General features: G+C 35.5%; 23 protein-coding genes and 2 tRNA genes. All 25 read right to left on the bottom strand.

Going from position 1 to position 24,528, the window contains the following annotated elements:
- Positions 1-3 precede the first annotated feature (3 nt).
- The 25 genes from NTY12_03790 to NTY12_03910 all read right to left on the bottom strand — a co-directional run bounded on the left by NTY12_03790 (position 4) and on the right by NTY12_03910 (position 24,527).
- The gene (locus NTY12_03790) at positions 4-1,809 is read right to left on the bottom strand and encodes a Gfo/Idh/MocA family oxidoreductase (GenBank protein ID MCX6793126.1); all 1,806 of its coding nucleotides are present in this window, start codon (positions 1,807-1,809) and stop codon (positions 4-6) included.
- A 1-nt stretch (position 1,810) separates the two neighbouring features.
- Entirely contained in the window at positions 1,811-2,662 is an 852-nt protein-coding gene (gene aroE / locus NTY12_03795; protein MCX6793127.1) for a shikimate dehydrogenase, read from the bottom strand.
- A gap of 4 nt (positions 2,663-2,666) precedes the next feature.
- On the bottom strand, positions 2,667-3,809 hold the full coding sequence (locus NTY12_03800; protein MCX6793128.1) for a glycosyltransferase: 1,143 nt from the start codon (positions 3,807-3,809) through the stop codon (positions 2,667-2,669).
- A 22-nt stretch (positions 3,810-3,831) separates the two neighbouring features.
- The gene (locus NTY12_03805) at positions 3,832-4,395 is read right to left on the bottom strand and encodes an HD domain-containing protein (protein MCX6793129.1); all 564 of its coding nucleotides are present in this window, start codon (positions 4,393-4,395) and stop codon (positions 3,832-3,834) included.
- A gap of 50 nt (positions 4,396-4,445) precedes the next feature.
- Positions 4,446-5,303, bottom strand: a complete 858-nt coding sequence (locus tag NTY12_03810) for a hypothetical protein (protein MCX6793130.1) — start codon at positions 5,301-5,303, stop codon at positions 4,446-4,448.
- Between the two features lie 81 nt (positions 5,304-5,384).
- A complete protein-coding gene (locus NTY12_03815; protein MCX6793131.1) occupies positions 5,385-6,563 on the bottom strand; it encodes a hypothetical protein in 1,179 nt (392 codons plus the stop codon).
- Between the two features lie 11 nt (positions 6,564-6,574).
- A complete protein-coding gene (gene cofE, locus NTY12_03820) occupies positions 6,575-7,309 on the bottom strand; it encodes a coenzyme F420-0:L-glutamate ligase (protein MCX6793132.1) in 735 nt (244 codons plus the stop codon).
- 228 nt (positions 7,310-7,537) lie between these two features.
- A tRNA-Gln gene (locus NTY12_03825) sits at positions 7,538-7,608 on the bottom strand.
- 116 nt (positions 7,609-7,724) lie between these two features.
- Entirely contained in the window at positions 7,725-9,389 is a 1,665-nt protein-coding gene (dnaX, locus tag NTY12_03830; GenBank protein MCX6793133.1) for a DNA polymerase III subunit gamma/tau, read from the bottom strand.
- A gap of 121 nt (positions 9,390-9,510) precedes the next feature.
- Positions 9,511-10,104, bottom strand: a complete 594-nt coding sequence (locus NTY12_03835; protein ID MCX6793134.1) for a hypothetical protein — start codon at positions 10,102-10,104, stop codon at positions 9,511-9,513.
- Positions 10,105-10,118: 14 nt separating this feature from the next.
- Positions 10,119-10,691 carry a hypothetical protein gene (locus NTY12_03840; GenBank protein MCX6793135.1) on the bottom strand — a complete coding sequence of 191 codons (573 nt, stop codon included), beginning with the start codon at positions 10,689-10,691 and terminating at the stop codon, positions 10,119-10,121.
- A gap of 51 nt (positions 10,692-10,742) precedes the next feature.
- Complete coding sequence (locus tag NTY12_03845) at positions 10,743-11,969, bottom strand: hypothetical protein (protein ID MCX6793136.1); 1,227 nt, start codon at positions 11,967-11,969, stop codon at positions 10,743-10,745.
- Positions 11,970-12,098: 129 nt separating this feature from the next.
- On the bottom strand, positions 12,099-14,693 hold the full coding sequence (locus tag NTY12_03850; protein ID MCX6793137.1) for a type IV secretion system DNA-binding domain-containing protein: 2,595 nt from the start codon (positions 14,691-14,693) through the stop codon (positions 12,099-12,101).
- A gap of 1 nt (position 14,694) precedes the next feature.
- The gene (locus tag NTY12_03855; protein MCX6793138.1) at positions 14,695-15,165 is read right to left on the bottom strand and encodes a hypothetical protein; all 471 of its coding nucleotides are present in this window, start codon (positions 15,163-15,165) and stop codon (positions 14,695-14,697) included.
- Positions 15,166-15,379: 214 nt separating this feature from the next.
- On the bottom strand, positions 15,380-16,786 hold the full coding sequence (gene cysS / locus NTY12_03860; protein MCX6793139.1) for a cysteine--tRNA ligase: 1,407 nt from the start codon (positions 16,784-16,786) through the stop codon (positions 15,380-15,382).
- A gap of 142 nt (positions 16,787-16,928) precedes the next feature.
- Positions 16,929-17,004 (bottom strand) — tRNA-Thr (locus tag NTY12_03865).
- Positions 17,005-17,098: 94 nt separating this feature from the next.
- Positions 17,099-17,470, bottom strand: coding sequence for a response regulator (locus NTY12_03870; protein ID MCX6793140.1), 372 nt, complete (start codon positions 17,468-17,470; stop codon positions 17,099-17,101).
- Positions 17,471-17,488: 18 nt separating this feature from the next.
- Complete coding sequence (locus NTY12_03875; protein MCX6793141.1) at positions 17,489-19,738, bottom strand: PAS domain-containing protein; 2,250 nt, start codon at positions 19,736-19,738, stop codon at positions 17,489-17,491.
- Between the two features lie 95 nt (positions 19,739-19,833).
- A complete protein-coding gene (locus tag NTY12_03880; GenBank protein ID MCX6793142.1) occupies positions 19,834-20,277 on the bottom strand; it encodes a prepilin-type N-terminal cleavage/methylation domain-containing protein in 444 nt (147 codons plus the stop codon).
- Positions 20,278-20,303: 26 nt separating this feature from the next.
- Entirely contained in the window at positions 20,304-20,771 is a 468-nt protein-coding gene (locus NTY12_03885; GenBank protein ID MCX6793143.1) for a prepilin-type N-terminal cleavage/methylation domain-containing protein, read from the bottom strand.
- Positions 20,772-20,892: 121 nt separating this feature from the next.
- Positions 20,893-21,339, bottom strand: a complete 447-nt coding sequence (locus NTY12_03890) for a prepilin-type N-terminal cleavage/methylation domain-containing protein (GenBank protein MCX6793144.1) — start codon at positions 21,337-21,339, stop codon at positions 20,893-20,895.
- Between the two features lie 53 nt (positions 21,340-21,392).
- Positions 21,393-21,821 carry a hypothetical protein gene (locus tag NTY12_03895; protein MCX6793145.1) on the bottom strand — a complete coding sequence of 143 codons (429 nt, stop codon included), beginning with the start codon at positions 21,819-21,821 and terminating at the stop codon, positions 21,393-21,395.
- Positions 21,822-21,823: 2 nt separating this feature from the next.
- A complete protein-coding gene (locus NTY12_03900) occupies positions 21,824-22,348 on the bottom strand; it encodes a prepilin-type N-terminal cleavage/methylation domain-containing protein (GenBank protein MCX6793146.1) in 525 nt (174 codons plus the stop codon).
- Between the two features lie 3 nt (positions 22,349-22,351).
- On the bottom strand, positions 22,352-24,133 hold the full coding sequence (locus NTY12_03905; protein ID MCX6793147.1) for a prepilin-type N-terminal cleavage/methylation domain-containing protein: 1,782 nt from the start codon (positions 24,131-24,133) through the stop codon (positions 22,352-22,354).
- Positions 24,084-24,527: a prepilin-type N-terminal cleavage/methylation domain-containing protein gene (locus tag NTY12_03910; protein MCX6793148.1), complete on the bottom strand. Its 444-nt coding sequence runs from the start codon at positions 24,525-24,527 to the stop codon at positions 24,084-24,086. The genes NTY12_03905 and NTY12_03910 overlap by 50 nt, the downstream gene beginning before the upstream one ends.
- Between the last annotated feature and the right edge of the window lies 1 nt (position 24,528).

Here is a 24,528-nt window from a genome sequence, read left to right on the forward strand (position 1 = left end):
TCATTAATTCTTTGTTGATTTATACAGAGCGTTAATAAAATTAGTTCGAGAATAGGCTTCATCGAATCGAACCAAGTTATGATCTGCCCTTCCAGTTAAAATATATTTAGTAAGCTTATCTAACAGCATCTTATGACCATATAAGAATCCTGCTTCTTCGTTATACCGTAGCTCTACCTTAGATGATCCCATTATTTCAGTCGTTAGTGACTCATTGAAAGCCATACCACCTATAACAGCTCTCCCTTTCTCAAAGATAAATAAGATATTACACCCCATATTGCTTGGGACTGAAGCCATTGTTACTTCAAGATTAAATAAAGTATTTTCAGATTTAAAATGCGCAAGAACTGTGTCTTCAGTGTCTAATGCTTTATGATAAATTTTATCTTTATAAGAATTAATAATTTTGAAGCTTCTATCAACACTAAAATATTTCATAATAATATCAATCAAATGTATGCCTTGGTTAAATAAAATTCCGCCCTCATATTTCTTTTTACCCTGCCAAGAACCCAAATAATAGTCTTTATCCCTAAACCATCTCATACTTGCGGCCACATATAATAATTTTCCTACTTTATTTTTTTTAATCCATTCTTCTAAATCCAATAACGGTTTATTAAAACGATTTTGATATACAATAAAGAGTTTGGACTGATAATTCTTATGCTTTTTTATCTTCTCCATCCCGTCTACAGACATAACTCCAGGCTTCTCGCAAAGACATATTTTATTATTTTTTAGAACATGATCAATCATATCAGCATGAGTATAATGTGGCGTACAAATAATCATAGCATCAACATCTTCTATTAAGGTGTCTAGATTCTGATATACTGGACAATCATATTTAGCAGTAATCCGCTCTAGTTGTTTTTTACTGGTATCAAAAATCCCAGCTAACTCTGCATTTTGATTATTCTTAATTGAAATTAAGTGTTTTCTCACGCCCTTGCCACAACCAACCACGCCATACTTAACTCTTTTACTAGATAAAATATTCCTTAACTCTTTAAGAGAGGCTAATGTGTTTTGCTCAGAGTCGCCACCTTTAACATGAGTTTCGAGCGAAAGATATGATGGTTTTACATAATGATTCAACCATGAGATGAGATTTTTATAATTAATATCTCCGGCACCAAGAATTTCATATTTTTTATTGACGAGAGAATAATCTTTAAGATGAACATATAAGATATCCTTCGCAATACCCCGCAAACTATTAAAATCTAGACTTTCTCCCTGAAAATATAAATTACCAGGATCAAGTAAAATCTTAACTCTTTCATTTTTAAACTTTTTTTTAAATTTCACTAAATCTTTTATAGTCCGTATATTACATACAGGTTCATTTTCAAGCAAAATAATTTTCTTATACCTTTCAGCTAAATCAACTAAAGCGTTTATATCTTTAGACAAATCCGAAAAAGAAAAGTTTTTGTACCTTAGATATGAAAATATTCTAATATTTGGTGCCTTAAAAATTTCCGCTATTTTAAAAACCTTTTCAAATTCTTCGCTTTTATTTTTAAAATCAAAGGAATCAACTTTTAATTTTCCTTTATTTTTTTCCACTATATCTTCCGGATACCACTTAAGAATCGGAGAGGCTATACACGAAACTTTAACATTATTTTTAGAAAGATATGCCGCGTATTTTTTTAAATCAGATAACTTAATATTAAAAATATTTTCTCCATTAATCGACCTGAGTTCAATAAATTTGATTGAATTTTTTTTCAAAAAACGAACGGCCTCCTTCAAATCTCGATTAATCTCATCATTAATGATTGAAATGTTGTTCATATTAAGCAATCTTATTAATAAGCTCTCTATTGATTCTTTCTACATTAACATTCTTAAGTGAAACACCTGTCCATAATTTAAAAGCTTCAATCCCTTGAAAAATCATCATATACATTCCCGAACAAACCTTTCCACCTCTTTTCTCTGCATTAATTAAGAAATTGGTTTTATAAGGATTAAAAATTGCATCAAAAAAATATTTACCCCTAGCTGAATTCTTAACAAATATATCCTTGCTAACTATTTCCTGCTTATTGTTTGGGTGCATCCCTACTGGCGTTGCGTTAACAATAATATTACTATCCTTAAAATATACGCTAATATTTTTGACACTTAAGTTCTCAACTTGAATCTTTCCCCCACTAACATCTAATGATAGCTTCTTAGCTTCTCCAATGTTTTTATTAAGAATAACAATGTTTCTAGTTTTTGAGTATAAAGCATAAACAATAGCTCGAGCTGCACCCCCTGCTCCCAAGATAAGAACCTTATCATTCTTATTCAATTTTTTTAGTTTTGTCTCAATCGCACGTAACGCTCCTATGGCATCGGTATTATAACCTACAATTGTATGATTTCTAAAAACCACGGTATTTACTGCACCTATTTTTGCAGCGCTAGGACTTATGACATCTAAACATCTAATAATATCTAATTTATAAGGCAATGTAACATTGACACCGCAAAAACCCAAAAACCGTAATTGATAAAGTGTATTTTTTAAATCACGTTTTGATTTTACTCTAATTTTAAGGTGACTATACTCTATGCGAGCATAATCAGCCAAAAGATAAAACAGAGTAGGAGAAACACTATGTTCAACTGGATCTCCGATAAGTGCTGAATATTGCATAAATTTATATTTTCATTTTAACTATGAATTTTTTTCGAGTTAATTTCGCTTGCCTTCGAATAATTTTTTCTATTACCAGTGGATTTCCCCCGATAACTTGTTCCCAAAAACTAATTGCTCTAATTACGAATATAGGTAACAACTCTTCGGAGAGCTTAGAACTATTATGCTTTTTGCCTCTATTCGAAAGAGCGTAGCTGAGCCAAGAGGATAAAATATCGGCCCAAACAATTTCATTAATAGGTTTTTTGCTGTTAACAATAACGGATAATTTTGTTTTTAATTCTTTTTCTAGCCAACGGAATCTATCTAAATTATCACTTACATATAAAAATTTTTCCATTAGCAACTTTTGTGCTAATTTTCTATGCACGAATTTTTGACTCTTTGTAATACTTACAAAATTAATAGAATAAACCTTTGAAGATAATACTAATTTTTTCATTCTAGTAGCATCTAATACGGCAGATGCTGGCTGAGGAAGTATCTCAAGATTAGAGAAACTTGGCTTATGAATCTTTTTTCCTAATTTAATTTGAGTTAATTGTGAAAAATGTAAAACCGCCTGAAGAGATAAAAAAATATCAATACCATAATAATACGCTCCTTTTGGTTTTGATAAATGAGATATTTTTTTTACGAACTTTTTACTAAAAGCAAAATCACCAGCAATTGGTTGCCGTATATCCCTGCCACTTAGTGTATAAATAATTGGATAAGCAAAGTGATTTGTAGTGCTACCTTCAAAGCGACTGCGCTCATACAAAGGCCAAACAAAATCACATTTTCTGCGAATAATCGGACTGATAAGTTTTTCTATCCAGTCAACTTTAATACTTTTTAAATCCGCATCTAACATAACAAAAATATCAAATTGTTCTTGATATTTTTTTAAAAAAAATAGTATGTTTTTCCCTTTACCTGGTTTACCCTTGGTGATAAATGATATTTTACTATTTTTAGTTTTTACTTTTCTGAAAATTTCACTGGTTTTATCGGGACTTGAACTATCTATATTAGCAATCACTACTTTTTTAATTTCAGGAAACTTAACTTGAACCGCCATTAAGCCCTTGTCAATTATTTTAGTAACAAATGCAATGTTATTTGCTTCCTGATATGACGGTAGAATAACAGCGATATTCATAAAAACTTTTTTGGGTTAATTTTTACTCAAACTGAATTCTGCTTTCCTCAACCTTAGAACTTTCATACAAATCTTTCCAAACAGGTTCTGATCCTATTTGATCTTTCGAAAATTCTAAAAAATATTCTAATTTCTTTACTAAACTAATCTGTATTTCATTGCCCTCGGCAAACTTAATGTAATGACTATTAATATACAAGTCAGCACATTTAACAATTAAAGCTTCAAAGCCAAATTTCTTAGTTCGATTAAACATCTCCCGATATCGATCTTCTTTGTTCTTAATAGAAACATCAAAAGAAACTGAATCAACTAACTCAGCAATTTTATTACCGAAAACAGAATCTATATCATTCTTTGTTACGTCACTATCCTCTATTAAATCATGCAAAATTGCACCCATAATAATGTCTAAGTTGTAATTATAAGAGAATAAATAGTACGCAACCTGTAAACTATGAAAAATTACCGGCTTATCATTATGACCGGATTTCTCATAGTTATTAACAAGAAAAACAATTGCTTCATGCAAAGCATGTCCCTCTTTAGGTGTAATATCTTTAAACATATATTCTAGTTTTAGCATAAAACTAGAAATAAAAAAAGGTCGACACATGATATGCGCCGACCATTTAACTATTTAACAATATAGTCTGTTATCTGATTTACGGGTCCAGAAATATAGTTAAGTCCCGATATTATCCTGTTAGCCAGATCTTTCCTAAACGTATGGAAAGAAATCTGATCATAAGAAGGGATAAATCCTAACTCCTCAAACCGTTCGCCGCCTAATACATTGATACAGCTACCTCTTATATATCTTGAAAAATTTTCAATCAAGAATAATTTAGTTGATAGATTGTTATCTTTCTTAACATAAATTGAAGATAGATTGTTATCAACGTGAACCAGAAAAGAACTATAAATTTTCACCGAAGAATTTTCTTTGTTGATTAATAATTCATCGGGGTTAATCTTTTTTTTGCATAACCAGGTTTCTTCGGGGTTATCAGGAAAAAACTTTAGTAAATCAGGAAGACCTCTTTTAATAGATTCATAACGCAGATAAAAAAACTTTGTACCTGCTTTTGCATATATACCATCTTTCTGTATCCCCAAAATAACTAAATCATTTCCAATAATTTTTGCTTTATACCTAATGCACATATCCAAGGCAACCGAGGTTTTACCTGCACCAGATTTACCAAGAAGCAATATACCTCTTCCATCCAAAGATACGGCTGCCGAATAGGCTGTTAGCCAACTGTGCACCTGACGTTGAGCTTCTAAGAATGGGTATGCTGCGTAAAGTAGTGTTTCACCGTTATTCATCAACTTCCAAGGATATTTTATATAACAAACATTCTCAGTGTAAACAATAGACTTAACAGTAGAATCAGAATACTCTACTCGGAATTGAGACGAAGGAGTTGTCTTAGAAATGCTAAAAGCAATATGATCTCTTAATAAAGACGGAGATTCTAAGCAACTCATTAGGTTTGCTTTGTCGCTAAAAAAATCGACCGTCTCACCTGCTGACGATAATGAACATATATAATTCATTTTAATGCCCTCCTAACGAACCTGCTTATCTCTCAATAAACCGGCAACGTAATCTATTTCTAAAATATTTTTAGTAACTAATCTTTCTATGTCTTTCTTATCTACGGTAATCCCCGTGCTAATTGACAAAAGATATGGAGGAATTAATGTACTACCATTCTTTGTCATTGCTATCACGCTGTTTTTCACACCAAGTTCATCATAAATTGCTTTTGATAAAATTGTCACCAGATAGTTCATAACTCTACCTGTATGATATTTTGGATTTTTACCTGACGGAGCTTCTGTAGAATGAGGTCTAAACATAGAGATAAGACCACTAGATGAATTTCCTCTTCCAACAACACCCTCTTCACCGCACTCAATACAACTTCCGATACCCAACATATATGGTTTATTAGCATTTACTTCAAGATTAATCCTGTATTTATCACCAACAAGTTCATTGGCAAATAAAGATAGATCTTTTTGAGCCTGAGCCACTATATCATTATATGCATTTTTATCAGGAGCAAATGTAGAAATAACAGGAACACGAACGCCAATATTAACAGCATTACCATTACGGTAAGCCATGACTTTTATGTCCTGTCCAAAACACTTAAATCGTGGACTAGGAAAAAACTCTTCCTTGTTCCAGAAATACTCTTCGAGAGAATAAACTAAATCTTCACAGGTAGTAAGTGGATAGCTTGCAACGCAAACCGCATTATCATTAGCTGTTAACTTTGAATATTCTGGAAGATCTTCAATCCCACGCGGTTGAAACCAGTATGGGATCTGAGAATTCTGAGTAACATTAGAATTGATAACTACATCTGTACTAGCGAGGTTAGGTAATACAGCCTGCAAATAACTTAATATAGTTTTTCTTTGAAGAACATCTACGTTAATCTGATGCCCACCGAATGAGTCGCTCATGCGCCCATTAATAAATACTTGTACCGGTTTAATTTTTTCAACAAATCCGAACCCTGACTTGAAGAAACCGGCACCGATATAGAACTTGTCTACATTATGATGCAATACATATCCGAAATTATCTATACAATATTTAGAATATTCCATAGAAATTAGTTCGGCTAAAGCATCTGCTAATGTGTCAGGGTGTCCCAACCCTTTTCTTTCAACAATTTCTGTGTCCATGTTTTCAGGATCCAGAAAGTTGGTCTTCAAATCCAAGAAGTTCATGATAGCCTCCATTAAAATAAAATATTTGTAATTTTTGATTTATTACTTTTAGAATATACTGCACCTCGTATTAGAACCACCGGAACCCCCTCATTAGCTTGCCCCATAAGAATAGATCCAGCAGCGGCCATTTCATCAATTAAAGCGATTCTACTTTGTGAAAGATTAGAATAAAGATCACTCTGACTTCTTATTTCCAAAGCAGAGATCCCCGCTATACCAATAGCCATACCGACTGAACCATCGCGATCCTTTCGACCGCACGAATCATTGATAATAACTGCAACGTTTTTACCACTAAGTCTTTTAAGACTATTTTTTATTCTTCGTGCACTTAAATCAGGATTTTTAGGCAATAAAACCACTACCTCTCTTGAATGTGGCGCTATATTAGAACGGTCAACACCTGAGCTGGACATAATAAATCCGAGTCTGTGCCTTGTAATCACCATCCTGCCTTTAATATAAAGTAATTCCGACGCTTCATTAAGATATACTTGTACAAGTCGTGGATCACGACCTGTTTTTTTCGCAATTCTAGAAGCTTTTACTGTTGGCGTTATTGTTTTCAAATCAACTACCGCCCCTTCTGCCTTAGAAATAATCTTTTGGGCAATAACAAAGATGTCATTATCCTGTAAAAAAACATTATTTCTCTCACAGTACCCCATAATAAGATTGGCTATCTTACTTCCTCTTTCCACTAACGGCAAGCCTACTAAAGGCATTAATTTTATTGTTTTCATTTTTGTTTTTTATTTGTTTTTTGATAAATTTTTTATGTACATTTAACTATTTAATCTAATACAATATTAACAATTTGTCAAGATAATAAAAATAACTACATTTCACGGTAGCTATTATAGCTATCTAAATTATAAGTTAATATGAATATTATCCTAAATTCCTATCCTTTCGTTTTGTCATATTTTATTTTATAGGTTCCTCGGTCACCAGAACCTATCTCAAGGATGCTGCGGGACCTGGATTCGAACCAAGATACTCGCCTCCAGAGGGCGATGTCCTACCATTAGACGATCCCGCAAGAACAATTTCAAATTATAAATTTTAAATTTCAAAATAAATAAAACAAATTTTTAATTCTTAAAAGCTGTCGCAGACAGCTACATGCATTTGAAATTTAGAATTTGAAATTTGAAATTAACTAACTACTCTCCCCCCAAAAGTCTTCAATAAATTATCGATGACTGACGAATCTATCTCAGCAGCGGCTACCGCGGCGCCCGCCACGCTGGCGGCTGAAGGGGCCGTGGCATCAACTGCCACCGAGGCTATATTTTCTACTAAAACTAGATTTGGGTCAAGCGTTGTTTCCACAACAATCCTACGACCCATAATTTCACCCAATAAATTCTCAACTAATTGGCGTATTGCCGGTTCATTAATCCGGTCATGATGAAACTTATGCTTAAAGGCCAATTTTAGCCCAGAACCCTCTATGCCCATAAATTGACAGGATTTAAGCACAAAAGACAAGGAATGGTTATGTTGCTTAACTCGCACTAAAAGCTCTTGCCAGGCGCCTTTTATGGCCTCTGGGTCAGCATTAACAGCAATAGGCTCTTCTGGCCCGGCTTTTGGTCTAGAAACAGGGGCGGCAGCGATATTAGCAGTCGGACGGCGCAAAGGCGCGGCCACTGGGTTGGGGCGTGGGGCTAAAGGCGCAATAACTGAGTCGCTGGAAAATAAACGCCCATAACACAAATCGACAATCGCCAACTCTAAAGGCAGCTGAGCAAAAGGCGCATCTTTAATTTCTTTACCAGCGTTTATAAAGCGTTCAATTGAAGCCGATAAAAAGTCAGGTTCTAATTTTGAAAGTAAAGGCTCAATTCGATTCTGAATTGCTTCTCCAAGTTCTTGGCCTAAATTAGCGCCAAGCTCTGGACTAATTTTTGTAATCAATAAACGTCTAATCAAAGTAACAAGTTCAGCTGAAAAAACTTTTAGATCAGCTCCATTATCAGATAAACGATTAACATAAGTCACGGCCGCACCAGCTTCTTTATTAGCAAGATATTCCAGCATTTCAACAGCTTCAGTTACATAGCTACGAGGAATAATTAATTCTGCTTCATCTAAAGTAATTTCTTTGCCTTTGAGAGAGTTCTCACTACCAGCCAAAGAAATAACTTGTCCCATCAAACTTTCAGCATCACGCATATGTCCATTAGCATGACGTGCGATAGCTTCTAAAACGCCTGGACCAACTTTAATTTTTTCTTCGCGTACGATACGTGATAATTTTGTAATTATTTCAACCACGCCAATTTTTTTAAAATCAAAACGCTGACAACGAGAAATAATTGTTGGCGGAACTTTATGCGCTTCAGTTGTACAAAGAATAAAAATAACATGCGCTGGTGGTTCTTCCATTGTCTTAAGCAAAGCATTCCAAGCGCTAGTTGATAACATATGCGCTTCATCAATTATGAAAATTTTATAACGACCAGCTGATGGTGCTAAGCGAGCTGAGGCAATAATCGCTTCACGAACATTATCAACGCTAGTGTTAGAAGCGGCGTCGATCTCGGCTACATCCATCGAACGGCTCTCAGTTATTTCTGAACATGACTGACATTTGTTACAAGGATCGGCGCTATCTTCTTTGCGGTTCGGACAGTTCATGGCCTTCGCAAGTAAACGAGCCACCGTAGTTTTACCAATCGCGCGTGGACCACAAAACAAATAGGCATGAGCAACTTGCTTAGCCTTAATTTCGTAAGACAAAGTTAATTTAACATGTTCCTGTCCAGCAATTTCACTAAAAGTTTGTGGGCGATATTTACGGTAGAGGGTAGGCATTTTTAGGAATTAAAGTATATTAAGACGGCTTTATTTTAGACAAATATTAACAATAAAGCAAATGGCAAAAAATTTCTGATTATTGGTTAGAAGCTATCGTCAATTAACAAACAAAAGAGATCTATTTTATGAATTCAAAAGTTTTAATAATGCTGGAAATTTCTTTCATTCTAGCAACAATCTCATCATTAGCCGCATCCTGAGCTCCAGAATAAGCAAAAACATATTTACTATTTTCTGCTATATAATTTGGTTTTGGACCTTGATCAGCTTGAACATTTTGCCATTGCTTTTTAGTATGGATACTAATATTAAACAATGAGTCTTGACCACCATAAGCGAAATCAATTGAATCACCAGTTCCATTAGTCCCCCAGTTTAGCTTTCTACTAGCCACAGAATATCCTTTCCAAGTAGCAGGTAGTGTTAGTTTAAAACCATAAACAGAATTATTATAAACAATTGAATCTTCTACAACTGTTTCAGTTTCCTGCATCTCAAAAGTGCTCTCTACCTGAGAATCTTTATTAACAGTATCTAATTTGTCCTGAAGTCTAGTAAATTGTGACTGCATTGTAGCCAATCTATAATCTAGTGAGCTAATTTGTTTATTACTGCTGTTTTGTTGAATATAAAAAGCTCCGCCTAATAAAATTATTACAAGACAAGCTCCAACAACTACCTGCATGTTTATAGAATTATTTTTATCACTCATATTATTAAGTTAGATTAAGTTTTTTTAAAAATATGTTCAACGGCTGCCCAGCGAGATTGCCCTGTCTTTGGAACTAAAATTATAACTTCATCGCCCATCTCGCCCTTAAAGTAAGTTACGCTAGCGCCTAATATCTTAAAACGTTTACCATTAACCGTAACTGTCCAATCCCCCGTATCTGATTGTTCAAGATTACCAGTTAAACGTAAACGATCAATTGGTTGAATCTGTTTATAAATCATTGTGCCTTGATCAGTCACTGATAATTTTAATAAATCACCTTCAACTAATTTTGACTTAGAAGCATAGTTGACCGGCACTGCATACTGTTTACCGTCGGAGCCAATCATCTTTTCGCCATCAAAAACACCTTCGATAGTTTTTTCAATATGAGCTGCCGAGCTCATGGCAGCCGGCGTAAAAGCGCCTTCAAAGCCTGACATGCCAGAAATAAAATCACTCAAAGCTTCACTAGCTTGATGTAGATTAGCAACTAATGAGCGCAGAGCCATTAATTTCTGTTTTGAAACAACAACAGCTTCTGTTTTTGAATCATCCTCCTCGTTTAAATTTTTGTTTTCTTCCATATTTTTATTTTGTCATCCCCGCGAAGGCGGGGATTATTTTTAAATTTTTAATTAAGCTTCTTCTAAAACATAGTCCGGGAAAGCTTCTTTTATTATTTGCTTACAGTATTCTCTTGGAGCCTGTCCAAATTTTTGACTAGTTCCAAATATTTTTATTGTCTTATTGGCTTGATCTAAGCTTAACCAACCTCCTCCACTAACTTTTAAATTATATTTTTGAGCCATATCATTATGCTCTCCTAATGTTGCATCGAAGACAAGATTTTTTTCTGCCTTATTATCTTCACCCAGAACAAACTTACCCTTACAAATAGCATCTTTTATCTGACCGATAATTAACAACCTCACTTTCTCGCCATTGATATCAATATTTTTCTCTGTTTCTATTCTCTCATCTTTAGGAATATTTAAATAATCAAGATAGTTCATTTTTATAACATCAGCGTAAGTTATTTTTGAACCATGTTCCTTAGCTAATTCAAAAGATTTTCCCCTAGCCATATCGGCGTGTCCGGCACCAGTATTATGTATTAGGTCTATATATATTTTCTCAGTATCAATTTCTACGTCACTCTTTTTTGCTAATTCACTAATTCGATTAAACTCACTATTACTAGCAGATCCATCATCTATACACTTACGAAGGTAGATATTTTCAAAAAGCTCTTTTCGAATATTATATTCAGCATCTTTAATATCTAGCTCCACTCCTCTCTCTGTAGCGTAATCAACTAAATCAAAAGAAATATTCCCGCTCGCCAATCCTTGTTTATAAGCTTTTTTCAATAAACTCTCGTCTGGCTCACCCAGTCTAATGCCCTCTGCCCCTGCTTGCTCTTCAATATATTTTAAACTTTTTATCGACTGTCTAAATAACAGCGATGTGTTAAATGCTTGTTCAAAAACACTAGCATCTACTTGTATTTCAAAGCCTTTTTCTTTAGCTTGAGCCTTTGCGGTATCATAAGTGCCCGTACCAATAGAATTTTCGCATTTATTCTTTAAAAATTCTAGACTAGGATCGATTTTATTGTTAATCTCCTCTTTTTTTATTTCTTCAATTTTTTTATTTATATCATCATCTTTATCTAATTCTATATTCTCTTTTTTTACGTAATTTTCGAATACTGTTAATGTTTGTATACTCTTCTTTTCTAACAATGCCTCATAAATATCTTGATAAATATTTTTATCAACAACGAGCTTAATCCTATCTATTTTAGCTCGCATCTTTAAAGCGTCAATATTATCTTCAATATGCAAAAATCGAAGAGGCATAAAGAACATACTCTTGAAGTCTTCTTGAAGTTCTTTTTCGGCTAGCTCTTTTCTTTATTTAGATTCATCTATATTTAATTTTTCAAATTCATTTTCTGACATATTTAATATAAAGCGGACTAAACTTAATTAAATACTTGGTCTTAACGGCGGCTTTGGCGTAACTGGCAGTATCTTAGTTCTTTCTAAAATAGCTGCCTCCACGTCAGCTCTATCTTGACCATATTTTAAGCGACTTAAGTGTTTTAACTTGCCCGGCATATCTTCCCTCTTCTCGCCACACAAAGGCCAAGGTGTGGCCATTGAAAACGGACGACTAGTTGTATTATCAATTAATAGCTTAACATAAGCTGTGTATTTTTCAACATTGATTAAATCATATTCATTAAAGACTGGGGCAAATTCTTTTTTCAAATATTCGGCGTCTTCCGAACCAATCTTAAAAGTAACCATTGTACCGACGTTACCAAAAACCGCATCTTTAATTGTTGTGTCATTATTTTTTGATAACTGACCAATATATTGGTGAGCAATAACCAAACCTAAACCATATTTACGAGCTTCAGATAAAATCTGAGCGATTGAATCAGTCGTAAAATTTTGGAACTCGTCAATGTACAAATAAAAATCTTTTCTTGACTTAGCCTCAGAATCGGCGCGCGATAAAGCGGCCATTAAAATTTTACCAACAATAATCATACCCAAAAGATAGGCGTTCATTTCACCAACAATACCTTTTGGTAAATTAATCAACAAAATTTTTCCCTCATCCATGACATCACGTAAATTGAAAGAACTTTTTTGCTGACCAATAATTGGTCGCATCATGTCATTGGAAATAAATGAAGTTAACTTAGAAGTAATATAAGGCACAACGTTGGCGAGCGCCGCATCACCACCAGCTTTTTCAGCTTCTTTACGCCAGAAATCAACTACCGTTGGATCACTACAACGTGATAACTTAAGATTTCTAAAAGCCGTATCTGATAAGACTTTAGGAATTTCCATCAAGGTTGAACCAGACGCTGGATCGCTCATGATTAACAGCATGGCGTTACGCATATACTGTTCAAAGATTGGTCCACCAGTGGCTTTCAAATCATACAACTTATCAAAGATACCGATCATTTCGTTGATCACGAAAGTTTTTTGTTCTGGATAACGCGGATCAAATTCTAATAAGTTGATTGACATTGGTCGTTCAATATCAGATGGCGAGAAAATAACAACATCATCAGCGCGTTCTGGTGGAACATGCGTCAAAACATCTTCAATCAAATCGCCGTGTGGATCAATCATGCAAATACCATGACCATTGATAACATCTTGGATTGCCATATTGGCGAGTAGAACAGATTTACCAACACCGGATTTACCAATAATATAAGTGTGTCGCAAACGATCGGCCTGTTTTATTCGGACATCTTTTTTAACGCCGCGATAAGTATTGGTACCTAGCAATAAACCTTCAGCTGGCAAATTAACTGGCGCAGCTGATTGACGAGCGGTTAACCATAAAATATTTGGCGTCTCAGCATTTTTTAATGGGAAATGGAAAAGACTTGCTAATTCTTCTGTATTCAAAATTGAAGCAGCCTTATGATAAAAACGGCGGAAAATAAAATCACGCACATTTTTATTGTGGTAAAAAAATTCCTTTATCATTTTCTTATAACGACGTTGAGTTACTTGGGTAAAAGAATTACCATATTCGTAATAGTTATAACGACTAAAGCTGCCACCTAGATGCCATAAATTAGCGTCGGCCCGGTCTTTAGTTGGCGCACTAGCAATTAACCTGATATTAACTTCCATTCCGGCTTTAGAGTTTTTTTCTTCAATACCTTTAACCGCTTCCTCTTCTTTAGGTGATAAACGCTTAAAACCTTTTTGCTGTTCTTGGTGTTGTGATTTCGGACCACTAACGGCGTCCCCGGCGTCGCCCGCGAATTTCATTAGCTCCTTAGAAAATGAACTGCCCGACAAACCTTCAGATAAAGAATAAGTTTCATTGGCTTTCTTAACAACGCGACGAGAAGTTTTATGCCAATCTTTTTCTGCACTTCTAACAATATACTGAATCGCCATGCCTTCGTCAGGCCCAATTTTTGACATGACGTTAATCAAAGAATTTAATGGATCAGTATCTTCTTTTAAATAAGTCTTTATCGGCAAAACAAAACTTAGCTTAGTCTTGATCGTCGCCGCGGCGACTTTCCCGGCTGGGCTGAAAATATTATAGTCAATCACTTCTTCAATTAATGACTCAGGATAGTTAGCCTGAATTTGTTCTTGAATATAATCAGCGTGCTGACGCGGCACAGCAATGTAGAAAGAAATTAATTTATTATAAGCTACAATCTCAAAAGAATAATGGTCGGTTCGTCCGAAGAACCAACGCTTTAAACCATGCTGCGCTTTAAAACCACCGATTGAAGAAAAGACAGCTTCCATTTTAGCAATTTCTTCACGTAGCTGTTGCACAGTAAATTCTTTTGACTGATCCTCTGGTCTTTCTTTCGGTAATTTAATTAAATAAACCACGTGCTGAATTAGCGCGCGGTTAACTAAAATTCTTCTTAAAATCATTAAGGCAACCACAGCAATAACAACCAGGCCTAAAATAATTATATAGCCAAAATCAAAAGTCGGTGTAGTGATTGGAATTTGTGTACTAAAATCAGTTGTCTGATATTGATTAATTTGGTTCTGCCCGTAGTCCATACTAGAAATTATCTTTTATTTTTATAATTTCGTCAGTTTTTAATTTTGCTTCTTGCTCTAAGAAAAAACGATTAACGCCAGGAATGAGTAAAAGCCAATTTCTAATAAGCTTTATAATTTTCTGGACTTTAATTTTAGTAGATGACAATAGCGTATTTATTTCTATAGCAGTTTCTTCGCCCTGAAGTCTAAACTTTTCCTTTTCTACTTCTGGTAAATTAAAATATACATTAGATAAGTCATCTTCAAGGATTCTTTCAATCTCTGCTACGCGCTCAACTTCCGGTGTCAGTGCATTAGCCGTTTGAGTTTGGGCAGCGGGAGTAGCCAAAAAATCGCCTGCTTTTTCATCAGTTGCCTTATTGCCGCTTTCTATTTTTTGTTCTGGCGCACTTGGAGCCTCTGGTCTAATTGGTTGATTAGCTAAAGGCTTTTCAATACTTGGCTCCAGTATTTTTTCTTTTTCACTCATAAGTCAAAAATTCCGTAGGTAAACGGATAATAATATACTCTTATTATAGTAAAATATAGGCTAAAACACAACATAAACTAACCGACCTCACCCCTGCCCCCTCTCCATTCGCAAGCGAACAGAGAGGGGAACTAAATTAAGACGTGAATACAAGCCACCCCTCTCTACGCTTTAGCGTGGAGAGGGGCTGGGGGTGAGTAATGTTTAAGTAAAATTATTTCTTAAAACGAATCATAGTACCTGCCGTTGCATCTTCAACAATAAAGCCTAGGGCTTCAATATCATTTCGTAATTTGTCAGAAGCTGCCCAATCCTTGTTCATTCTGGCTTGTTCTCGCTCGGCAGCTAAGGCCTGAATCTCTAAGGGTAATTCTTCTGGAATAAGACCTAAACCTAGAACATGATCAAAATCTGCTACAGTCGCATACTTAACATTCGACTCAAGCTCTGACTTTAATAATCCCTGTAAAACCGCAATAGCTTGTGGCATGTTCAAATCATCATTTATAGCTTCCATAAACTTCGTTTTATAATCCTGATCTACCGCAGCAGCTGCTTTATCTAAAACTGAGACAGCGCGTTTAATGGCTTCTAGACCGTTTTGCGCCTGTTCTAGAGCTTCTGGTTTATAGTTTATGGCTTTGCGATAATGAGTCATAAAGCACAAATACCTAAAAGCTAAAGGATCAATCCCCTTTTTAGTAGTTTCTAAATCAAGCGTTAAAAAATTGCCAGTACTCTTTGCCATTTTTTCGCCCTCACCTAAATTAAGATGTTCGCCGTGTAACCAATAATTAAAAAATGGTTTCCCAGTTGAGGCTTCAGATTGCGCTATCTCATTAGTGTGATGAATATTAATATGGTCAACGCCACCGCAATGAATATCTAAGTTATCTTTCAAAAATTCAAGACTCATGGCTGAGCACTCAATATGCCAGCCAGGAAAACCAATACCCCAAGGCGATTCCCATTCCATTTGTCGTTTAGCCGGGGACTTGCCCTCCGAAGCTCCGTCAGGAGCGTAGGATGGGGAAAATTTCCACAAAGCAAAATCAGTTGAATTTTTCTTTTCATCATTTTTCTCAACTCGAGCGCCTTCTTTGAGTTCATCTAACTTAAGATGGCTTAGTTTATTATAATCAGGGAATTTTGCAGTATCAAAATAAAGCCCGTCCGATGTTTTATAAACAAATCCTTTTTTATCTAAATCAGCAATCAAATCAATTTGTTCTTTAATATGATCTGTTGCCTTACACCAAATTTTCGGTTCAATGATATTTAATTCAACTAAGCTCTTTTTAAAAGCTTCTAAATAAAATTCGGCAATTTCCCAGGCAGTTTTATTTTCTAAAGCTGCTTCTTTTTCAATCTTGTCTTCGCCCATGTCTCTGTCCCCTGTTAAATGGCCGACATCAGTTACATTCATAACATGTTTCACTTCAAAACCATTATAAACTAAAACACGTTTGAGAATATCTTCAAAAACATAAGTACGAAGATTACCTATATGAGCATAATGATAAACCGTTGGGCCACAAGTATAAAGACCAACAGCGGCGCTGCTGATTGGCTTAAAAATCTCCTTGGTACGAGTTAAAGTATTATAAAGCAATATATCCATACATCATTAGTATAAAGCAGTGCCGCTGAATTTTCAATTTCAAATTTCAAATTTTCAAATAATGCTTTAATTTTCAATGTTTTAAAATTACAACATTTAAAATTGTTTTGAAATTTATAATTTAAAATCTGAAATTGTGTATTGGAGCCGCCTTAGGGATTCGGACCCTAGACCTACGGTTTACAAAACCGTTGCTCTACCAGCTGAGCTAAGGCGGCTTAAATAGTAAAAAGTTATAAAGCCTAAGCTTTACAACCTTTGACTATATATTTAATATCATTATTTAGATAAAAAATCAAGACTTCAGGCGATTTATAAACTTTCTTGTATCTTTTTAACTAAATCTTCTATTGTAGTATCGGTTTTAACAATATATTCAAAGCTGTTATGTAACATAGCATCAGCGATCTTCTCGGTTCCACTTAGGTTAGTTAACATAATAACTCTAACGTCTTTGCCCCATGAATCTTCGCGTAATTTTTCTAACATAGCCAAACCATCCATCTTAGGCATGACAATATCCAACAAAATCAAATCGGGATGATGTTCTAACGCCATAGCAAGACCTTCTTCGCCATCATGAGCTGAAAGTACCTCATAGCCAAACTGGGCTAACTTAACAGACAAAATTCTTTGGTATTCAGCCGTATCCTCTACGACTAAAATAATTTTTTTCTTTTCCATATAAATTTTATTAAATAATTAGGTTAATTTTTTCTCACCCTCTTTCTTAATCATACCAGAAATCGGGAAAGAAATATAAAAAATTGTATCTTTGCCTTCTTCAGATTCAAACCAGACTTTGCCTCCGCCGTTCTCTACAATGGCTTTAACTAAGTATAATCCCAAGCCCGTACCATCAGTATCTTGTTTTTGAGCATTACTGGCTCTAAAAAGCTTAGAGAATATCTTGTTTTGCTCATCTTTAGGGATTGGCTCTCCGTTATTAGCCACGGAAATAATAATATCATTATACTCTATTTTAATGCCAATCGTCACCCTACCATGGTCAGGGGTGTATTTTATGGCATTTGATATAAAATTCTGGAAAATAATGCGCAATAGATTAGGATCAGCTGGAACTAGCGGCAGATCTTTGCCATAATTCTTGATTATTTCATGGCCCTTAGCAATTATCCTAGGCTTCATCTCATTCAAAACATCTTCACAGACTTTAGTAAAATCAATTGGTGTCGGATCAATAATAAAGACGCCCAAATCAATACGTGAAACATTTAATAAGCCATCAATTAGTTCTTTCATTCTTCTATTGGACTGATAAATCTCACTAATAACTTCTTTTTGCTTTGGATCAACTGCGCCATAGTCACCGCTAAGTAACATTTCAGCATTCCAGCTAATAGAACCGATTGGTGTTTTTAATTGATGTGAGGCCAAAGAAACAAACTCAGTTTTTTCTTGGTCAACTATTTTTTCTTTTGTTATATCTCTGGCGACGCCCACCATACGAACAACTTCACCGGCTTCGTTTAAAATAAGTTCTTTCTTATCGAAGATCCATAAAATCTCATTATCTTTTCTCACAATACGATATTCTTCTTCGTAAGAAGTTTTATTAATAACAAAATTATTAAATGCTTCAAGAACTCTGGCGGCATCATCTTTATGGATACAATCTAACCAAGCTCTTGGGTTATCGTAAAGAGTTTTCTCTTCAAGCCCCCAGAGTTTATTAAAAGCCGGACTAACATAAGTAACTTTCTCAATCGGTTCCATTTCAATAGTTAAAAACACTTCAGAAATATTATTAGCTAGCTCAATAAAACGCTGTTCATTATTCTTAGCTTTACTTTCAGAAGATCTAATATAAGTAATATCTTCTTCTGTACCAATAAAGCCAACAACAGTTCCAGTCTCGTTTTTTATTGGCGCTATGTGAGCCATAACAGTATAAAGCGCGTCATCCTTGCGACGATTAACTATCTCTTCATTCACAGTACCACCAGACATTTTAATCTCCCAAGTTTTTTCATAAAAATCTTGAGGCATCATTCCGCCCCACAAGCGAGGAGTTTGTCCTTCCATTTCGTCAAAGGTATAGCCAGTGGTTTCTTGCGCAGCCTTGTTAGCAAAAACAATATTACCGTTAATATCAGTCACGACTATATGTTGCGAAGAGCTTTCAATTGTTAAAAGTAAAATATCATGATCGTTTTGATAAAACTCGAGATCTGAGTCTTCTTTATTTTCGCCCGATGAAAAAACTTTTTTAAGATAAGCCGAAGACGGATCAGTTGGATAAAAATTTTCAAATCTTAGCTGATGCTTGAAGATTCCGTTCTTAGATAAAATTTCATTAACACTATCAACAAAACCTTGACTGCCAGAAATATAAAATAAAGCTTTGTCCAAATTCTTAATTGACTTAAGCAAATCAAAAGAAAATTTTTCATAAAAAACCGAACCTGAACAATTGCTTTGCTGAGAACAAAAATTATTTATTTCATCGACATAAACTGACATTTCCGCTGACTCATCAAAATAAAGCAAATTAATAGGGGCTTTTATTTTTTTAGCTACATAATGGCGAGTAATACTTAAGAATGGAGCAATACCAACTCCGCCGCCAAGTAAAACTAAAGGTGTTTTTGGATTTTCAGGCAAACAGAAAGATGTGCCAAAAGGACCAATAACTTTAAGCTCTTGGCCTTCTTCTAGTTCAAGTAAAGTCTTATTAAAACCACTTTCGCTCTTTCTAAGTAAAATGCAAATCTCGCCTTTATCATTAGGAATGTTGGTAATAGAAAAAGCTCGACGGTCGCCGCGCTTATCAGGGTAACTTAAATTATATAACCTTAGCCAAACATATTGTCCTGACTCAAAATCTAGATGATCTTCAGTCTTAAAACAAAACTCAAAAGTGTTTTTGGCAACTTCGGTCTTTTTAGATAGCTTGGCTAGATGAACTCTATTATCAGTAATTGTATCCATAAAAATCATTATAAAGCTAATAACATTATAGCAAAAACGCCAATAAGGCGTAAGCTTTTAACTCACGCCTTACATAATTCATCTAATATAAGTAATTATCTTGTAGCAGTAATAATAACACCTTGTTCAGCACTACCAGCCGAAACAGTAACTCGATTATTAGCACTCTTATTTATTTGATAGCCAGTTCCGTTAGTTGAAGCTCCGTTTGGATCAAATGGCATGCTTGTTAAATATTTCTCATTATCAGTTAAGACACTAAGATCAACAAATACTGAGCAGTTAGCTCCGGTTTTACAAATTTCACCTTGGCTAGTACCAATGCTTGATGGAAGATGACCAGTATCAATCGAATATTGATAAACTGCGTTCAAAATAGTATTTACATCAGCGTGACGTTGTGCGTTACGTGTGTCACCTAATTGCTTATTTGGGTTTATGGCCAAAATAACAATGCCAGCTAAAATCGCAATTGCTGCAACAACCAAAAGAATTTCAATCAAAGTAAATCCTTTTTTTGAAAACTTAAGATATTTCATAAAATTATTATAAATTAATATTTTAATTATCTGGTTACAGTAATAGTTGCACTTTGCTCGGCGCTAGGAGAGCAAACCGTAACACGACCATTAGCACTCTTTGCAATATAATAGCCAGTACCATCAGTTGATGAAGTAGTAGGATCAATTGGCAAGCTAGTTACATATTTTTCACTAGCCGTAAGAACAGACAAGGCAACACCAGTCGAACATGTTCCAGTGGCGGCGGCTTTACAAATTTGATTAGCAGCCACTAGAGCACAAGAACCGGTTGGAATAGTTGGTAAAGTACCATTATTATCAATCGCATATTGATAGACTGCATTCAAGATTGTATTAACATCAGCACGGCGTTGTGCGTTACGTGTCTCACCTAACTGTTTAGTTGGGTTGATGGCGAAAATAACAATGCCGGCTAAAATAGCAATCGCAGCGACGACCAAGAGGATTTCGATTAATGTAAATCCTTTTTTTGAAGACTTTAGGTACTTCATAAAATTAAGATAAAGTTAATAATGTTACCTCGTTAGACGGGGTTATATATTCATATTATAGCAAGTAATCAAAAAAGACGTAAGGTTATTATTCCCTACGTCTTTTACATACAAAATCAACTTATCTAGTAGCGCTAATCGTTGCGCTTTGTTCAGCACCTGGTGCTACAACAGTAATTCTATTATTAGCCGTCTTTTTTATTTCATAGCCAGTTGAGTTGACGGTTGAAGTACTCGGGTCAAAAGGCATGCTGGTTAAATACTTCTCAGAAGCAGTCAAAACCGAAAGGTCAATTAAGCCAGTGCAGGTTCCGCCAGTCTTACAAATTCCAGTTTGAGTGGTGGTTATGCTTGCTGGGACAGTTCCATTATTATCAATTGCATATTGATAAACTGCATTCAAGATTGTGTTAACATCAGCGCGGCGTTGTGCGTTGCGTGTCTCGCCAAGTTGTTTAGTTGGGTTAATGGCGAAAATAACAATACCGGCTAAAATAGCAATCGCAGCGACGACCAAGAGGATTTCAATTAACGTGAATCCTTTTTTTGAAGATTTAAAAAATCTCATAAAATTATAATAAAATTAGTAACTAATTATAAATAATTATAACATTGAAAAAACTAGTTAGCAACTTCCTGCCAAGAGCTAATAACTAGTTTAGGATTTAAAGCTGTAATACTGATAGCTGACCGACGAATCATTGTGCCGACTGTACCCGAAGCTGTAACAGAGCGAGTTGTTCCGCCTGTATTAGTTACTGTGTAAGAACATGTCCCCTGGCCTAATGTTAGATTACCTGTTCCGGTATAAGCGCTAGAACTACGAATTTGCTGCAGAGCCTCTTCGGCGCAAGCATTAGCTAGACCCCAGGCTTGATCAGACTGTTCATCAGCGAAGCTTGAACGTGAAGAACCAATACCTAACCAAATCACCGATATAACTACAGCTGTTCCTATTGCACCAATAACTAAAACACTAATCAAGGTAATATAACCATTGAAATTATTTTTATTTTTACCGGTCAATTGTTTTATAAAATTAAATTTCATAACTATGGGAATCTAAGTGTAGCGCTCGTATAAAAAGTTTTACTATAATTATATTGGTTTTGACCGCTAGGATTATTATAAGTAACTGTAAATTGGATACGAACAGTTCCTGGCGAGCTAACAGCTGACAAATTAGTAAAAGTTAAACCAGAAACTGTTACTCTACTATTAGTTAAATTAACTGCTGGGTTAGCTGCCTCTGTGATTTGCAAAATACCTGAACTTAAATTAAAAACTGTTGGGCTATTAGGCGAAGCTACAACTAAAGATAGGCTTGAAGCACTGGAACCAGCAGTTGGTGAAGTCACTGAGTCAGCATTACGAATAGTTTGCGAAATAACCTGCATAACCCTTAACCCCTGCTGCTCAACATCAGAAATTGTTTGATTCTTAATACGTACTTCTACTAAAGTTGTAGCAAAAAATGAAACTGTCATCATCATAATCGACATTAAACTAACGTAAAGCAAAAGCTCGATTAGAGTAAAGCCCTGATTGTAATTATTGTTTCGATTTAGTATGTTCATAAATTAATTTCTCCAGAAAGCAAACCCGAATGGACTGCTGATATTTTGTGGCAAAGTTACTTCTAATGGTGCCCCATCAGAATTTGTCCAGGTAAAAACTGGAGTAGCGGTCATTACTAGACGCTTAGCAAATAAATCCAAAGAAGCATCAGCCAAAACAAACATCAACTGATCTCTAGCAAGAGCATCCATTTGTATATCGTAATAACCATTAGGATTATTTGGTAGCGGAGAGACAACCATATCAGCTTGCTTTGTAAAAACTCCTAAATTACCTACATACCAGTCAATATTGTTTGAATTCTGGTCAGCATAAGTAATAACTGAACGAGCTGTAGCTCCAGAAATAAGCCAGCCAGTGCTAACTAACTTTGACCCTGCAAATGGAGTGTTACAAGAAGTGTCAGCGTTGGCTGTATTGGTCCAAGTTGAACCACTCCAGTAGCCAAGTTGAAGGTCGCTTTGATTAGCGCCAATTGAAGCAAAAACCATTTCATCAGTGCTAGGGTTAGCTGATATATCTAGCGTTGTAGCGTCATCATTAAAAGTTGGCGGAGTTATTACGGAAGACCAAGTACAGCTGGCTATGCCACCATTGCAGGTACGGTATCTAACACCATTTGCGTTATTGCCGACTGTAGAGCCCCAGATCATCATCACGTCTCCAGACAATGATTCATATTCGATGTCCATATCTTCTAAGTCATGAGATATACTAACCATCTCAACGTTAGTGTCAGAAACAGTTGAGGGTTCATTAGTCCAAGCAGAGCCATTCCAAATAGCCCCTGATAAATCATCGTTTATATCTACCCAGGTAGCAGCAATTAAGTTTTGTCCTGTACGCCTATCCCAGGCTAGACGAATATAGTTAATTATATTAGAGGTTCTAAGAGCGTCTAAATTCGCCGGGGCTGCCCAGTTAGCAGAGCCACAACCGGATCCACCTAATTTAGTTCTGTAAGCTAACTCATTTGTTGTAGCTGTATTAGTGCTGTATAAAACCATAACATCGCCAGAAGCAGTTTCGTAAGCAATATCAAACCTGCGACCAGCTCCTGTGCCTCCAACCGTAGCTGTCCATTCTTGAGACCAAGTTGATCCGTTATAACACATAACATTTAAAACTCCGGCAGCAGTATAGAAGCCAGCAATTGCTTCTGACTTATTAGGTGAAGTTCTTATAATAAAGTTTGGGGCAACGGAATTTGTCAGAGCACTAGTTTCGGCACTAAAAACATTAGTCGCTGAATCATAGGTTCTATATTTAGGAATATTTGTTCCGTCACCGTATATAATCAAAGCACCGCTAACGCTAGAGGCAACCGTCGCAATCCAATTCGTTAAACGAGTCACCAAAGAAACTGAGCCAGCCCTCTGAGTATTTTGTTGCCAGTTAACAGTTGAGACAACATTTTTTCTATTAGCATCAACTGTTGAAATAGTTACTGAGCGAGTAAAATTATCTAGTACGTCTTGCGTACCAGATAAAATCCATTTACCACCAGAAATAGCCAAGCCATAAGTTCCATCAGTTAAATTAGCAAAAGCTGAATCGCGCATATTTTGCACAGCCTCTAAACCTTCCTGAGCCAGTAAATCAGCCCGCGTCCTACCACCCGCCATAGCCGATGCTTCTTGGCCATACAAATAAACACCGCTAAAAGCCGTGACTAATAAAGCAAAAATAGCGACTGCTAATAATATTTCAACAATAGTAAAAGCTGACTTATTTTTAGTAGCTGATTGTACCTTTCGCGTTAATTGCGATAGTCCTAGTTTCATTGTTAGTTGAAGTTAAAATAGTGCTTCCAGTTGCGACTGGATAGCCAGTAAATTTTGAAAAAATATATTCCTGGGTGCCTGTTACAGTAATACCGTTTGTTGTATCAAAAAATTCGTCAAACGTAGTATCACGAGCAGCATAACTGGCGCCTTTAAAAATTGTAATATTTGACGCCGCCACATAAACTCCCCAAGTAGAATCGCCATCAACGCCGCGCGCTAAAACTTCGGCGCGATAAAGACTATTAACTAATACCACCGCGGCGACATCCAAGCTATTTCTATTTTGAAAAGACTGGTAAATTGGTACACCAATACCAGCCAACAAAGCAATCAAAGCGACTGACAATAAAACTTCAATCAAAGTAAAGCCCAAGCTTTTTTTCATGATCATA

The organism is Candidatus Falkowbacteria bacterium (assembly GCA_026396835.1).
Lineage (GTDB): Bacteria > Patescibacteriota > Patescibacteriia > Patescibacteriales > Patescibacteriaceae > Patescibacterium.

Excerpts from the sequence above, each read along its gene's own strand:
- NTY12_03855 (MCX6793138.1), bottom strand. The coding sequence starts at position 15,165 with ATGAGTGAAAAAGAAAAAATACTGGAGCCAAGTATTGAAAAGCCTTTA.
- NTY12_03805 (MCX6793129.1), bottom strand. The coding sequence starts at position 4,395 with ATGCTAAAACTAGAATATATGTTTAAAGATATTACACCTAAAGAGGGA.
- dnaX (MCX6793133.1), bottom strand. The coding sequence starts at position 9,389 with ATGCCTACCCTCTACCGTAAATATCGCCCACAAACTTTTAGTGAAATT.
- cofE (MCX6793132.1), bottom strand. The coding sequence starts at position 7,309 with ATGAAAACAATAAAATTAATGCCTTTAGTAGGCTTGCCGTTAGTGGAA.
- NTY12_03845 (MCX6793136.1), bottom strand. The coding sequence starts at position 11,969 with ATGCCTCTTCGATTTTTGCATATTGAAGATAATATTGACGCTTTAAAG.
- NTY12_03810 (MCX6793130.1), bottom strand. The coding sequence starts at position 5,303 with ATGAGTTGCTTAGAATCTCCGTCTTTATTAAGAGATCATATTGCTTTT.
- NTY12_03790 (MCX6793126.1), bottom strand. The coding sequence starts at position 1,809 with ATGAACAACATTTCAATCATTAATGATGAGATTAATCGAGATTTGAAG.
- NTY12_03905 (MCX6793147.1), bottom strand. The coding sequence starts at position 24,133 with ATGAAACTAGGACTATCGCAATTAACGCGAAAGGTACAATCAGCTACT.
- NTY12_03870 (MCX6793140.1), bottom strand. The coding sequence starts at position 17,470 with ATGGAAAAGAAAAAAATTATTTTAGTCGTAGAGGATACGGCTGAATAC.
- NTY12_03835 (MCX6793134.1), bottom strand. The coding sequence starts at position 10,104 with ATGAGTGATAAAAATAATTCTATAAACATGCAGGTAGTTGTTGGAGCT.
- NTY12_03900 (MCX6793146.1), bottom strand. The coding sequence starts at position 22,348 with ATGAACATACTAAATCGAAACAATAATTACAATCAGGGCTTTACTCTA.
- NTY12_03815 (MCX6793131.1), bottom strand. The coding sequence starts at position 6,563 with ATGAACTTCTTGGATTTGAAGACCAACTTTCTGGATCCTGAAAACATG.
- NTY12_03840 (MCX6793135.1), bottom strand. The coding sequence starts at position 10,691 with ATGGAAGAAAACAAAAATTTAAACGAGGAGGATGATTCAAAAACAGAA.
- aroE (MCX6793127.1), bottom strand. The coding sequence starts at position 2,662 with ATGCAATATTCAGCACTTATCGGAGATCCAGTTGAACATAGTGTTTCT.
- NTY12_03895 (MCX6793145.1), bottom strand. The coding sequence starts at position 21,821 with ATGAAATTTAATTTTATAAAACAATTGACCGGTAAAAATAAAAATAAT.
- NTY12_03890 (MCX6793144.1), bottom strand. The coding sequence starts at position 21,339 with ATGAGATTTTTTAAATCTTCAAAAAAAGGATTCACGTTAATTGAAATC.
- NTY12_03800 (MCX6793128.1), bottom strand. The coding sequence starts at position 3,809 with ATGAATATCGCTGTTATTCTACCGTCATATCAGGAAGCAAATAACATT.
- NTY12_03910 (MCX6793148.1), bottom strand. The coding sequence starts at position 24,527 with ATGATCATGAAAAAAAGCTTGGGCTTTACTTTGATTGAAGTTTTATTG.
- NTY12_03850 (MCX6793137.1), bottom strand. The coding sequence starts at position 14,693 with ATGGACTACGGGCAGAACCAAATTAATCAATATCAGACAACTGATTTT.
- NTY12_03875 (MCX6793141.1), bottom strand. The coding sequence starts at position 19,738 with ATGGATACAATTACTGATAATAGAGTTCATCTAGCCAAGCTATCTAAA.
- NTY12_03885 (MCX6793143.1), bottom strand. The coding sequence starts at position 20,771 with ATGAAGTACCTAAAGTCTTCAAAAAAAGGATTTACATTAATCGAAATC.
- cysS (MCX6793139.1), bottom strand. The coding sequence starts at position 16,786 with ATGGATATATTGCTTTATAATACTTTAACTCGTACCAAGGAGATTTTT.
- NTY12_03880 (MCX6793142.1), bottom strand. The coding sequence starts at position 20,277 with ATGAAATATCTTAAGTTTTCAAAAAAAGGATTTACTTTGATTGAAATT.